This window comes from Rhodococcus sp. NPDC058532 (assembly GCF_042719255.1).
GTDB lineage: Bacteria > Actinomycetota > Actinomycetes > Mycobacteriales > Mycobacteriaceae > Rhodococcus_G.
This window is the reverse complement of record NZ_JBHXNU010000007.1, coordinates 71,594-85,833: the sequence shown is the minus strand read 5'-3', so window position 1 is coordinate 85,833 and position 14,240 is coordinate 71,594. Positions and strand designations below refer to the sequence as shown.

Genomic DNA, 14,240 nt, shown 5'->3' with positions numbered 1-14,240 from the left:
GACAACCGTGTCCGACGCCCTGACCGCCACCGCGCCCGCCCCCGCGCCAGCACCGTTACCCGACCCGCGCACCCAGTACCGGACCGCCCGGCTGGTCGCGATCGTGACCGGTCTGCTCGGGTTCGTGCTCGCGGTGGCGACCCCGTTCCTGCCGATCACGCAGACCGCGGCGACCCTGAACTGGCCGCAGGCCGGCACCGTCGGCAGCGTCGAGGCGCCGCTGATGGCGCAGGTGCCGATCGACCTGCGGGCGTCGATCCCCTGCCGCCTGGTCGACGACCTGCCCGCGTCGGGTGGGCTGCTGCTCGGCACCGCACCACCGGACGGCAGCGGCGCCCCGCTGAACGCGATGTCCGTCCGGGTCACCGAGACCAGCGTCGACGTCCTCGACCGGAACGTCGTCGTCGCCTCCGCGCCCAGGGACGCGGTCGCGGGCGGCGGCTGCACGGCGATCGCCATCAGCTCGGACATCGACGCCACCACCGCCACCTTCGAGGGCCTGACCGTCGACGGCAACCCCGTCACCGGCACCCTCACCGGCGACCTGCGCCCGCAGGTCGTCGGCGTCTTCACCGACCTGACCGGTGCCGCCCCCGACGGCCTCACGTTCACCTCCAACCTCGACTCCCGGTTCTCGTCGTCCCCGACCCTGGTCAAGCTCGCCGCGATGGTGCTCGCGGTGCTGCTGACGGTCAGTTCCCTGGTCGCGCTGCACCGCCTCGACGGCATCGACGGCCGCCGCGCCCGCCGCTTCTTCCCGTCGCACTGGTGGCGGGTCCGTCCGCTGGACGGGGTGATCGTCGGCACCCTGGTGCTGTGGCACTTCATCGGCGCGAACACCTCCGACGACGGCTACCTGCTGACGATGGCCCGGGTGTCCGAGCATTCCGGCTACATGGCGAACTACTTTCGCTGGTTCGGGGTCCCCGAGGCGCCGTTCGGCTGGTACTACGACGTCCTCGCGGCGATGGCGAAGGTCTCCACCGCCAGCCCCTGGATGCGGCTGCCCGCCCTGATCGCGGGCATCCTGTGCTGGCTGGTCATCAGCCGGGAGGTGCTCCCCCGGCTCGGCCGCGCCGTCCGCCTGAACCAGGCCGCGGTGTGGACCGGCGGCCTGGTGTTCCTCGCGTTCTGGCTGCCCTACGACAACGGCCTGCGCCCCGAGCCGATCGTCGCGCTCGGCGCCCTGCTCACCTGGTGCTCGGTCGAACGGTCCATCGCCACCGGCCGCCTGCTCCCTGCCGCCGTCGCAATCATGATCGCCGCGTTCTCGCTCGGCGCCGCCCCCACCGGCCTGATGTGCGTCGCCGCGTTGCTCGCGGGCGCCCGGCCGATGGTCCGCATCGTCGTCCGCAGGCACCGCGCCGTCGGCACCTGGCCGCTGGTGGCGCCGCTGCTCGCGTCCGGCGCGGTGGTGCTGGTCGCGGTGTTCGCCGACCAGACCTTCGCCGGGGTTCGCGAGGCCACCCGGGTGCGCACCCTGATCGGCCCGAACATGCAGTGGTACGAGGAGTTCCTGCGCTACTACTACCTGTTCGTGCAGACCGTCGACGGTTCGGTCTCCCGCCGGTTCGCGTTCCTGGTGATGGTGCTGTGCCTGTTCACGACGCTGTTCGTGTTGCTGCGCCGCAAGCGGGTTCCCGGCGCCGCCGTCGGGCCGTCGTGGCGTCTGCTCGGCGTCGTGTTCGGCACCGTCTTCTTCATGATGTTCAACCCGACGAAGTGGACCCACCACTTCGGCGTGTACGCGGGCATCGCGGGCGCCCTCGCCGCGCTGACCGCGGTCGCGGTGTCCGCGACGGCGCTGCGCTCGCGTCGCAACCGGACCATGTTCGCGGCCGGTCTGCTGCTGGTGCTCGCCTTCTCGTTCTCCGGCATCAACGGCTGGTGGTACGTCTCCAGCTACGGCATCCCGTGGTTCGACAAGACCGTCTCCCTGGCCGGGATCCAGGTCAACACCGTGCTGCTGGTGCTGTTCGTGGCGTGCGTGCTGCTGGTCGGCTGGCAGTACTTCCGCGAGGACTTCATCGGCAAGCAGGTGCGGGCGTCGGGCAGCCGTCGACGCCGCATCACGGCGTTGGCCGCGATGCCGCTGACCGTCGTCGCGGCACTGATGGTGCTGTTCGAGGTGCTGTCCCTGACGAAGGGCGCGGTCGCGCAGTACCCGGCGTACTCGTTGGCGCGCTCCAACATCGACGCCGTCACCGGGTCGCCGTGCGGGCTCGCCGACCACGTGCTCACCGAGGCCGACCCGAACGCCGGTCGGCTGCAACCACTCCCGGAACCCGGGGTCACGGATCCGCTCGCAGGCGTGAACGCCGTCGGCTTCGGCCCCGACGGGGTTCCATCCGACCTCACCGCCGACTACACCGAGGTCAAGCCCGGTCAGGCGAACACCGACAACCAGTCCGTCGGACCGGAATTCGTCACCGGCGCCAGTGCCGGCACCGAGGGCGGCACCGGGGCCCGCGGCGTCAACGGATCGACCGCGAAGCTGCCGTTCGGCCTCGACCCGGCCACCACCCCGGTCCTCGGCAGCTACCAGACCGGGGTGCAGGAGCCCGCGCTGCTGACGTCGAGCTGGTACGCGCTGCCCGCCCGCAGCGACGACGCCCCGCTCGTCGTGGTGACGGCGGCGGGCCGCATCTGGTCGGAGTCGAAGGACGGCGAGGTGACCTACGGGCAGGCCCTGCGCCTTGAGTACGGCCATCGGGAGGCCGACGGCACCGTCACCATCCTCGGCAGCTACCTGCCCAAGGACATCGGGCCCGCCCCGTCGTGGCGGAATCTGCGGATCCCGTTGGACGAGTTGCCCGCCGAGACCGACACCGTCCGGATCACCGCCAACGACCCGAACCTCTCCGGTGACCAGTGGCTGGCGTTCACCCCGCCGCGGGTGCCGCAGCTGCAGACACTGAACACCTATCTCGGCTCCGAGCAGCCGGTGCTGCTGGACTGGGCCGTCGGGTTGCAGTTCCCGTGTCAACGCCCGTTCGACCACCGCTACGGCGTCGCGGAGATGCCGGGCTACCGGATCCTGCCGGACCGGCCGCTGGCCGTCAGCTCCACCGACACCTGGCAGGCCGCGGAGAACGGCGGCCCGCTCGGCTGGACCGAAATGCTCGCCGAATCCTCCACCGTCCCCACCTACATGAAGGACGACTGGGGTCGGGACTGGGGCGCGCTGGAGCGGTACACCCGGCACTTCCCCGACGCCACCCCGGCCACCGTCGACACGGCCACGGTGACCCGCTCCGGCTTCTGGAGCCCCGGCATGATGCGCGTCTACCCATAGCCCGAGGTTCCCTAATGTCACATTGACTCACTCCACGATCCTGAATGTGACATTAGGGAACCTCCGGTGTGGAGGAATCTCAACTATCCACAGGCCGGAGATTCATCCACAGAACGCCAGGAGTCGGGGCTCGGACGGGACCTCCCGCGCCGGCGACCACCCACACTGACGGCATGCGACGCGGAAAATGGGCCGACGACTACAACACGCTCGTCGGGTACAGCACGAACCTAGCCATCCGGTCGAGCACCCTCCGCGGTCTCGGCGTCGCACCGAAGACCCTCGCCCGCTACTGCCTTCCGGGCGGTCCGTGGCAACGGATTCTTCCCGGGATCATTCTGCTGCACAACGGGGTCCCCAGTGCACGACAGCGTGCGACCGCCGCCCTGATGTACGGCGGACCTGACAGCGTCCTGTCCGGTCACGCCGCACTCGCTGAGCACGGATTCCGTCGTTCGGCGACAATGTCGGACGTCCTGCTCCTCATTCCCGCATCACGGCACCGGGCACCGACCGGGTACGTCAAGGTCGAACGGACCTGGCGCATGCCGGACGCCAGCGAGATCAGCGACCGTGGACCCGTTCGCTACGCCTCGGTCACCAGGGCAGCGATGGACGCGGCGCGGCGAATCGGTCGGCGCGACGACTGCCGCGCACTGCTGGCCGAGGTCATCCAGCGCGGCGACACCTCGCTCGAGGAGCTCGCGATCGAACTCGCCGAGGGCTCCCGTCGTGGGACCGCCCTGGCCAGATCCGTCCTGAGAGAGCTTGCCGACGATGCGCATTCCGTCGAGGAGATCCACGCCCAACGCATCTACAAGCGGAGCGGGCTGCCCACGATGGTGCACAACCGCGAGGTCGAAACCCACAACGGGGAATTCGTCGCGTCGCCGGACGGTTGGATCGACGATGTTGCGATGGCCTGGGAAATCGACTCCCTCAAGCACCACCTGACCCTGACCGATCACGAGGCAACCGTGCTCCGTCGGGCGCGCATGCAGGCGGCGGGGATAGTCGTGCTGTGCCATCTGCCGAAGACGCTGCGCCAGAACCCCGCACTCGCACTGCAAGACCTCAGGGACAATTACGGGCACGCTGCGTCCCGACCACGCCCAAAGGTTCGACTCCGCCCCAAGGTTCCCTAATGTCACATTGGGGATCGTGGAGTGCGCCAATGTGACATTAGGGAACCTGTATGGGGGTCAGAACGGCAGCAGGTGATGCTTGCGCGGATTCTTGAAAACGGTCTTGTCGCGGAGCACGGTGAGGGCCTTGCGGATCTCGAGGCGGGTGGTCGACGGATCGATCACCGCGTCGACGTAGCCGCGCTCGGCGGCAATGTACGGCGTCGCAACGTGCTCGTTGTAGAAGTTGATCAGGTCCCGGCGCACCGCGGGTGCGTTCTCGCCAGCTGCCTCGATCTGCCTGCGCCCGATGATGTTGACCGCGCCCTCCGCGCCCATGACCGCGATCCGGGCGGTCGGCCAGGCGAAGTTGATGTCGGCGCCGAGCTGCTTGGAGCCCATCACCGCGTAGCCGCCGCCGTACGACTTGCGCACCACGACGGTGACCTTCGGGACCGTCGCCTCGACGAACGCGAACAGGAACCGGCCACCGCGCTTGATGACGCCGATCTTCTCCTGCTCCACCCCGACCAGGAAGCCGGGGGTGTCGACGACGAACACCAGCGGGATGTCGTAGGCGTCGCAGACGCGGACGAAGTGGGCGGCCTTGTCGGAGGAGGCGGCGTCCAGCGCACCGGACAGGTGCATCGGCTGGTTCGCCACGACACCGACCGGACGGCCGTCGACCCGCGCGAAGCCGGTGATGATGTTCTGCGCCGTCTGACTGCGGACCTCGTGGAAGTCCCCGTCGTCGAAGATCTTCACCAGGATGTCGTGCATGTCGTAGCCCGCGTTGTCGGCGTCCGGCATGAACGTGTCGAGCTCGAGGTCGTCCGGGGTGATCTCCGGCTCAAGGCCGGGGTTGATGATCGGCGGCTGCTCGGTGCAGCTCGACGGCATGTAGCTCAGGTACTTGCGCGCCCACTCGAACGCGGCCTTCTCGTCGGGCGCGACGTGGTGAATGTTGCCGTACTCCACCTGATTCCGTGCGCCACCGAGCTCGTCGAGGCTGACGTCCTCGCCGGTGACGGACTTGATCACGTCGGGTCCGGTGACGAACATGTACGACTCTTCGGTCGCGATCACGACGTCGGTGTTGATCGGTGCGTAGACGGCACCGCCCGCGCACTTGCCGAGGATGATCGAGATCTGCGGGCACATCCCCGACAGCGGTTCCTGCCTGCGACCCATTTCGGCGTACCACGCCAGGGACGTCACCGCGTCCTGGATGCGGGCACCCGCCGACTCGTTGATGCCGACAACGGGGCAACCGATCTTGATCGCAAAGTCGTTGACCGCAGCCACTTTTCGGCCGAAGATCTCGCCTGCCGCACCGCCGAAAACGGTCTGGTCGTGGGCGAACACCGCGACCGGGCGGCCGTCGACGAGCCCGTGACCGGTGACGACGCCGTCACCGTAGGGGTTCGACGGGTCGCCGGGCTGCCTGGCGAGCTGCCCCAACTCGACGAAGGTGCCGGGGTCGAGCAGCATGTCGATGCGCTCGCGAGGCGTCGGAAGGCCCTTCACCCGACGCTTCTCGATCGCCTTCGGGTTGCCGGGGGCCTTCGAGACCTCGAGCTTCTCCCGCAGTTCGGCCAGCTTCTCGGCGGTGGTGGTGCTCACTCAGTTACTCCGGTTCTCGGCTTCGATGGCGGCCAGCCGTTCGGTCAGATCGGCACCCACCTTCGCGATGTACGGTTCGTCGACGATCTGGACGTGGTCACCGCCGACGTAGACGACCTCGAGGTCCTCGGCGACCTTCGCCCACCCGCCGTCGGGGGTGCGCGTCCCGAACGCGGGCTCGAGCGCGATCGCGTCGTCGTGGTACTTGTCCGCCATGTACAGGACGACGTGGCCGTCGTAGCGGTCCGGCCTGACGGTCTGCAGCGCCCGGTTGTCGAGCCACGAGGTGCGCTGGTGCTCGATGATCCCGCCCGGGATCTTCGCGCCGCTCACCTTGAGCAGGTTCATCAGGATCTCGATCTGCTCCTCGTCGGACTCCGCCGCCGCGAGCTTGTCGTACGGCAGCGGCGCGTCGACGTTGTAGGTCTTCTTCGCGAATGCGGCGTACCGCTGCCAGCGCTTGCGGATCTCGTCGGGGGTGTCCTCGACCTCCTCGCCCGCCATCACGGTATCGATCAGGCCGACGACCCGGACGTCCTTGCCCTGCTCACGCAGCAGCTTCGCCACCGCGTAGGACAGCGCGCCGCCGAGTGACCAGCCGTACAGCACGTACGGTCCGTCGCCCTGGATCTCGGTGATCAGCGGCAGGTACTCGCGGGCCCGGACCTCGATCGGCCCCTCGGTGCGTTCGAAGCCGTACATCGGGGTTCCTGCGGGGAGTCGCTTGAGCAGCGGCTCGTACGCGACGGTGGATCCGCCGGCCGGGTGGAAGACGAAAACCGGTACGGCTGAGGAGCCTTCGGGACGCGCTCGGAGCACCCGGACGAGTCCGTCGATCTTGCCCTCGTCCTCGAGATGCGGCCGCACCTTCTCGGCGAGTTGCTCGATCGTCTCGCAGTCGAGGACGTCATCGAAGCTCACGTCGCCACCGGCGCGGTCGCTCAGGCGCGCGGCCAGCTTCTCGGCGGTGTCGTCGTCGAGGACCGGGAGAATGTTGAAGATGCCCCTCGCGGACTTGCCGGTCACCACCGCCCAGGTGGCGAACGTCAGGCGTTCGGCTGCGTCGCGCGGCGGCACGTTGACGTCCTCGTCGGAGGCGTCGCCGACGCTCGGGGCGGCGACGGCAGCGCCGTCCGGTGCCTCGGCGGAGAGGATCTCCTCCGCCTCCGCGACCGGACTGGTGGTCTCCGCGCCGAGCACGGAATCCATCGCCTCGGAGGCAGTTTCGGCCTCCTTCTCCGCCTGCTGCTGCGCGGCGAGCGCCGCGACCTCGTCCCGGTTCTCGACCGCGTAGCGCAGGTACTTCTCGACCTCGCGCAGGTTCGCGTCCTTGACCGCGGTGAGCTGCAACTGCGGGATATCGAACTCGTACTCGACGCGGTTCTTGATCCGCACCGCCATCAGCGAATCCAAACCCAGTTCGATCAGCGGGATCTCGGCGGGCAGGTCCTCGACCGCGTAGCCCATCGACTCGGCAACAATCAGCGCCAGCCGATCCTCGAGGGACTGGCTTCCGTTCGGATCCCACGTGTCGCCGAAGGATTCGACGACCTCCGGCAGCTCCTCCATCGGCGAACTGGACCGTGCCGCGGGTGCGGCGATCACCGGTTCGGGCAGCGCCGCACCGGAGCTGACCACCGCGTCGAGCAGCAACGTGAAGGTGCCGTCGGTCTTCGAATGCACCTGCAGCGCACCGCCACCGGGGTGCGGCGCGAGGGTGGTGGTGAGGGTTCCCGACGGCGGGAGGTCGCCGCGGGCGATCGCCGCGGTCAGCGTCACGTCCGAGAGGACCTGCGCGGCAGCGGATGCCGCGAGCGTGTTCAGGTCGGCGACGGCGGAGGCCGCGACCTCCCACACGTGCCTGCCGTCGGGCAGCGACACGTGCGCGCCGGGGGGGCGTCCCGACCCACCGGTGCTGACCTGAATGTCGAGCCAGTGCTCCTTACGCAGGAACGCCGTCCGCGGCGGGTTCGCGTAGCCGCCGGCGGGCAGCAGCGACGACAGGTTCACCGGCTGCCCGTGTACGTACAGTTGCGCGAGGGCGGTCAGGACGCCGACCTCCTCGTCCTCCTTGCGCTTGAGCGTCGGGATCAGCTGGGTGTCGTGCACGCCCGCGTCGAACACGGTGGCGGCCACCGACATCAGCGTCGCCGGGTTCGGTGCCAACTCGACGAACGTGGTGTGTCCGGCGTCGACGGCCATCCGCACCGCGTTGGTGAAGTACACGCTGTGCCGCATGCCCTTGGTCCAGTACTCGACCGGGTGGATCGGGCCGTGGCCTGCCCGGTAGAAGGTCTCCTTGTCGACCGACGAGTACAGCCCGACGGTCAGCGGGTGCGGCTCGATGCCTGCGAGTTCCGCGGCCAGCTCACCGAGGATCGGGTCGACCTGCGACGTGTGGCTGGCGCCCTTCGTCTGCAGGATCCGGCCCATCTTCTCCTCGGCCTCGGCCCGCGCGACGATCGCCTCGACCTCGGGCTGGGGGCCGCCGATGACGGTGTGCGTCGGTGCCGCGTACACGCAGACCTCGAGGTGCGGGAAGTCGCCGAGCACGCCCTCGATCTCGGCGGCGCTGTACTCGACCAGCGCCATCAGCCGGATGTCGTCGCCGACCAGCGCGGACTCGCCCTCACCCATCAGCCGGGAACGGGCGGTGATGACCCGGACCGCATCCTCGAGGGAGAGCCCCCCGGTGACATACGCCGCGGCGGCCTCGCCCATCGAGTGCCCGACCGCGGCCTCCGGCTCGGCGCCGTGCTGCCGCAGCAGTGCGGCCAGGCCGATCTGGATGGTGAAGATGCCGACCTGGGAGGTCTCGACGTCGTAGTCGACGGCGTCGTCGAGGAACTTCTCGGCCATCTTGTAGCCGGTCTCGAACTCGATCAGCTCGTCGACCTGGTCGACGGCGGCCCGGAACACCGGATTGTTCAGGTACAGCTGCTTGGCCATCTTGCGGTGCTGCGACCCGAACCCGGAGAACACCCACACCGCGCCCTTCGCGGCGGGCGCGTCGGCGGAGAAGACGCCGGGCCCCGGCTTGCCCGCCGCGACGGCACGCAGTCCGGCGATCGCCTCGGCGTGCGTGCGGGCCAGCACCACCGCGCGGGAGCGGCCGTGGTTGCGCCCGGCGAGGGTGCGGGCCAGGTCGTCGAGTCCGGTGGTGCTGCCGATCTCCGTCTCGAGCCAGTCGGCAAGGTCGGACGCGGCGCGGCGACGGCGGGACGGCATCGACGCCGACACCGGCAGCAGCACCGGCAGCTCCGCCGCCTGTGCGTCCTTTTGGCCCGCCTCGAGACCAGAAGGACTCACAGGTGCCGCAGGCGCCTCGATGCCCATCGACTCGGCGGCGTCGGCCAGGACGGACTCCGCCTCGGCCGCGACGTCGAGCGGCTCCGCCGCCTGTGCGTCCTTTTGGCCCGCCTCGAGACCAGAAGGACTCACGGGCGCCGCAGGCGCATACTCGCGCACCACGACGTGGGCGTTGGTGCCGCCGAAGCCGAAGCCGGAGACGCCCGCGATCGCGCGACCGGTGTACCGCGGCCAGTCGGTGGCCTCGGGGATCACCTGCAGGTGCGCCCCGGCGAAGTCGATGTACGGGTTGGGGCCCGCATAGTTCAGCGACGGCGGGAGCTTGTCCTCCCGCATCGCCAGTACGACCTTGATCAGCCCGGCGGCGCCCGCCGCGGACTCGAGGTGGCCGAAGTTGGTCTTCGCGGAGCCGAGCAGCGCCGGCTTGTCGGCGTCGCGGCCGCGGCCGACGACGCGACCGAGGGCATCCGCCTCGATCGGGTCGCCGAGGATGGTGCCGGTGCCGTGCGCCTCGATGTAGTCGACGCCGGACGGCACGATGCCCGCGTCCCGGTAGGCGGCGCGCAGCACGTCGGCCTGCGCGTCCGGGTTCGGGGCGACGATGCCGTTGGAGCGGCCGTCCTGGTTGACGGCGGATCCGGCGATGACGGCGAGGATCGTGTCGCCGTCGCGTTCGGCGTCCTCGAGCCGCTTGAGGACGACCAGGCCGCCGCCCTCGGCGCGGACGATGCCGTTCGCGTCGGAGGAGAACGCCTTGATCTTGCCGTCGGCGGTGAGGACACCGGTCTCGTCGAAGCCGAGGGTCCCGGCGGGCGCGATCAGCATGTTGACGCCGCCGGCCAGCGCGATGTCCGATTCGCCGGTGCGCAGCGACCGGACCGCCTGGTGCACCGCGACCAGCGACGACGAGCAGGCGGTGTCCATCGCGACGGACGGGCCGCGGAAATCGTAGAAGTAGGAGACCCGGTTCGCGACGATCGAGGTGGAGGTGCCGGTCAGCGCGTACGGGTGCGCGTGCACCGGGTCGCTGACCGCGAGCAGCTGGTAGTCGTTGGCGGAGCTGCCGATGAACACACCGACCTGCTCGCCCTTGAGCTCGTTGGCCGGGATGTGGGCGTGCTCAAGCGCCTCCCACGCCAGTTCCAGCGCGAGCCGCTGCTGCGGGTCGACGTTGCGGACCTCGAGCGGCGACATCGCGAAAAACTCCGCGTCGAAGCCCTTCACGTCGTCGAGGTAGCCGCCCTTGGTGTTGGCCTTCGCGATGGCGTCCGCGATCTGCGGGTCGGCCGCGAACTCCGACCAGCGTCCCTCGGGCAGGTCGGTGACCGCGTCCCGGCCCTCGATCAGCAGCCGCCACATCTCGTCGGGGGTGTGCCCGGTTCCGGGGAACCGGGACGCAAGGCCGACGATCGCGACGTCGTGCGCGCCGGACAGGTCGCGTGGCGCGTAGTACCCGGCCTCGTCCGCGCCCTCCGGTGCCTCCGGCTCGCCCTCGATGATCCGGGTCGCGAGCGAGGCGATCGTCGGATGCTGGTAGGCGACGGTCGCGCTCAGGGTGACGCCGAGCAGGTCCTCGATCTCCCCGGACAGGGCGACGGCGTCCCGCGACGACAGGCCGAACTCCTCCATCGGCCGGTCGTCGGAAATCTGGTCGACCGGTTGCCCGGTGACCCCGGCAACCCAGTTCCGCAGCCATTCGCGCAGCTGCGCGACCGTCATCTCTGTCTCAGCCATCAGTGCATCACGCTACTCGTCGTCGGAGGGGTCGTCGGGGACGGTTGCGCGTTCAGACGCTGTCCGGGAACGCGGTCTGCTGGTAGCCGCCGCGCAGGGTGCCCTCGATGTACGCGGCCTTGCAGGCGCGTCGCGCAATTTTTCCGCTGGACGTGCGGGGGATGGAACCGGCGGGCACCAGCAGCACGTCGCGCGCGGTGACCCCGTGCCGACCGGAGATCGCCGCCCGCACCGCGTCGGCGACCGGGGCCGGGTCGGCCTTGCCCGCGCCGGGGGCGCGTTCGGCGACGACCACGAGCTGCTCGGAGGCGTCGTCCGCGTCGTAGCTGAGGCCGGCGGCGCCGAACTCGAAGACCTCCGCGGGCAGCTGGTTCGCCGGCACCGCGAACGCGGCGACGAACCCGGGCCGCAGCGCGGTGCTCGACTCCTGCGCCGAGAACTCGAGGTCCTGCGGGTAGTGGTTGCGGCCGTCGACGATCACCAGGTCCTTGACCCGGCCGGTGATGTACAGCTCGCCGTCCACGTAGACGCCGTAGTCGCCGGTGCGCATCCAGTTCGCGTCCGCGGGGGTGCCGTCGGCCTTGCTGCCCTCGGTCAGCCGGTCGGTGAGCTTGTTGTGGAAGGTCTGCGCGGTCTCGTCGGTGCGGCCCCAGTAGCCGATGCCCATGTTGTTGCCGTGCAGCCAGATCTCGCCGACGTGCTCGTCCGCGACCTCGGCACCGGTCTCGGGGTCGACGATCGCGGCCCACTGGCTGCGCGCGACGTGCCCGCAGGAGACCTGCGCGATGGCGCCGGGCGCGTCCTGCGCGACCTTGACCATCCGGCCCTGCCCCAGCCGGTCCCGGTCGACGTAGATGACCCTGGCCTCGTCGGCCTGGTCGGTGGTCGAGACGAACAGCGTCGCCTCGGCCATGCCGTAGGACGGCTTGATCGCGGTCTTCGGCAGCCCGTACGGCGCGAAGGCCTCGTTGAACTTGCGCATCGACGAGGTGGTGACCGGCTCGCTGCCGTTGATCAGGCCGATCACGTTGGACAGGTCGAGGGTCTCGCCGCTCTTCGGCAGGCCGCGGGCGGCGGCGTGCTCGAACGCGAAGTTCGGCGCCGCCGCGAACGTGCCGGCACCGTCGGCGACCGCGGCGAGTTCCTTGATCCAGCGGTACGGGCGGGCGACGAACGCCCGCGGGCTCATGATCGTGATGTACTTGCCGCCCAGCGCGGGCAGGATCACCGTCAGCAGGCCCATGTCGTGGAACAGCGGCAGCCAGGTGACGCCGCGGGAGTCGGTGCTCAGCCCGATCGCGTCGGCCATCTGCAGCGCGTTCGTGCCGACCGCCCGGTGGGTGATCTCGACACCGGCGGGGACGCGGGTCGAGCCCGACGTGTACTGCAGGTAGGCGATGTCGTCGAGGGCGGGATCCGGGTTGCTCCACGTCTCGCCGACGGTGTCCGGGATGGCGTCGACGGCGATGATCCGGGGCCGCTGCGGCGCGGGCAGCGACCGGAACAGCTGCCGGACGCCCGCGGCCGACTCGGACGCGGTGAGGATCGCTGCGGGTTCGCAGTCGCCGAGGACCGCGTGCAGGCGGTCGGTGTGGCCGGGCTCGTCCGGGTCGAACAGCGGCACCGCGATGGTCCCGGCGTGGATGGCGGCGAAGAACGAGATCACGTAGTCGAGGCCCTGCGGGGCGAGGACCGCGACCCGGTCGCCGGGCTTGGTCACCTGCTGCAGCCGCGCCGCGACCGCGCGCAGCCGGACCCCGAACTGGTTCCAGGTGAGCTCGTGCACCTCGCCGTCGCGTTCACGGGAGTAGTCGATGTAGCGGTATGCCAGCTCGTCGGCGTTGTCCCGAGTGTGCTGCTCGACGTAGTCGACAAGGGTGTTGCCCGGCGTCAGAACGATCTGGCCGGATCCGTCGACGTAGTCATCGAAGTTCTTCATACCTTCTCCTCCAAGGCAAGCCCCGGCGCCAGGATCGCGCACCGGCGGGCTTCATTCCCTGCTCCCGCGAGGGGATCATGCAATCAGTGTCTAGTGGCAATAGTCAGATCGCGTCTTGACAACGACCTGTTTCGCACCCCAAACCAACGGAATATTACAGTCCCACGCCGGTCATTCCCCCTTGAGCTGGGCAATGACTGGCGCGAACGCTTCCATCTGGGTCGGGAAGATGCCGACGTACGACATCGACGTGCGCGCGCGAACGGCCCTGATCTGGTCGGCGATCTCCTCGTAGGTGCCGATCGCCAGGTACGGCGAGTTGAGGATCTCCTCGACGGTCAGCGTGACGTCCGCCTCGATGTTCGGCGGGTACCCGTTCGCGATCGCCGCCAACGCCATCTCCGCCATCGCCTCCCGATCATCGGTCGGCATGATCGTGGTGATCGTCCAGTTCAGTTCGATGTCGTCGAACCGGTCCCCCGCCGCCTCCCGGATCCGGTCGACCCGGGCCGCGGTGGCCTCCATCGTGATCCCGGAGAGCAGCATCCGGCCCTCCGCGTTGCTCGGCGGGGCCAGCGACACGATGTCCGCGTACTTGGCGGCCAGCGCGAGCATCTTCGGGCCGCCGCCGCCGATCGCGATCGGGGGGCGCGGACCCTGCCGCGGTCGCGGGCTGCCCTTGAGTCCGTTGATCGTGAAGTACTTGCCCTCGAAGGTGCATTCCTGGCCGCGCAGCAGCGTGTCCAGGATCTGCAGGGACTCCTCAAGCTTGGCAATGCGGACACCGGGCCGGTCGTACGCGATCCCGGCCTTGTCGAACTCGTCCTTCATCCACCCCGCGCCGATGCCCAGCTCCAGGCGTCCCCCGGACAGCACATCGATGGTGGCTGCATCCTTCGCGAGGACGGCGGGGTGACGAAAACCGTTGGCCAACACTGCCGTTCCGAGCCGAATCTTGTCGGTGGCGACGGCGAGGGCGCCGAGGGCCGCGATCGGGCCGACCTGGTTGCCGAGGTGGTCCGGGATCATGAAGCTGTCGTACCCGAGTTCCTCGGCCTGCTGGGCCAGTTTGACGAAGCGCCGGGCCCCGCCTTCGTCGGCGTTACCCTCGCCACCGGCCGCGAACCGGAACTTGCGCGGCGCGGGCGCGTCGGCGGAACTCATCGATCGATTCTCCTGAAAGCTGGCAGTGCGGAAACGGCTGGTGACCGGTTGG

The 14,240-nt window shown here is 69.6% G+C and carries 6 protein-coding genes; 2 read left to right on the top strand and 4 right to left on the bottom strand.

The features are described from left to right. Positions 1-7: 7 nt before the first annotated feature. On the top strand, positions 8-3,295 hold the full coding sequence (locus ACFWQG_RS10780) for an arabinosyltransferase domain-containing protein (protein WP_378507611.1): 3,288 nt from the start codon (positions 8-10) through the stop codon (positions 3,293-3,295). A gap of 173 nt (positions 3,296-3,468) precedes the next feature. Further along, positions 3,469-4,440 (top strand): hypothetical protein, encoded by a 972-nt coding sequence (locus ACFWQG_RS10775; protein ID WP_378507610.1) that lies wholly within the window; start codon positions 3,469-3,471, stop codon positions 4,438-4,440. A gap of 57 nt (positions 4,441-4,497) precedes the next feature. Here the strand turns inward: ACFWQG_RS10775 and ACFWQG_RS10770 are convergent, their stop codons facing one another. The 4 genes from ACFWQG_RS10770 to ACFWQG_RS10755 form a co-directional block, all read right to left on the bottom strand. Then, complete coding sequence (locus ACFWQG_RS10770) at positions 4,498-6,042, bottom strand: acyl-CoA carboxylase subunit beta (RefSeq protein WP_378507609.1); 1,545 nt, start codon at positions 6,040-6,042, stop codon at positions 4,498-4,500. Further along, positions 6,043-11,070 carry a polyketide synthase Pks13 gene (pks13, locus tag ACFWQG_RS10765; RefSeq protein WP_378507738.1) on the bottom strand — a complete coding sequence of 1,676 codons (5,028 nt, stop codon included), beginning with the start codon at positions 11,068-11,070 and terminating at the stop codon, positions 6,043-6,045. A 67-nt stretch (positions 11,071-11,137) separates the two neighbouring features. Next, complete coding sequence (gene fadD32, locus ACFWQG_RS10760) at positions 11,138-13,024, bottom strand: long-chain-fatty-acid--AMP ligase FadD32 (RefSeq protein ID WP_378507608.1); 1,887 nt, start codon at positions 13,022-13,024, stop codon at positions 11,138-11,140. Positions 13,025-13,195: 171 nt separating this feature from the next. Further along, a complete protein-coding gene (locus ACFWQG_RS10755; RefSeq protein WP_378507607.1) occupies positions 13,196-14,188 on the bottom strand; it encodes an LLM class F420-dependent oxidoreductase in 993 nt (330 codons plus the stop codon). Between the last annotated feature and the right edge of the window lie 52 nt (positions 14,189-14,240).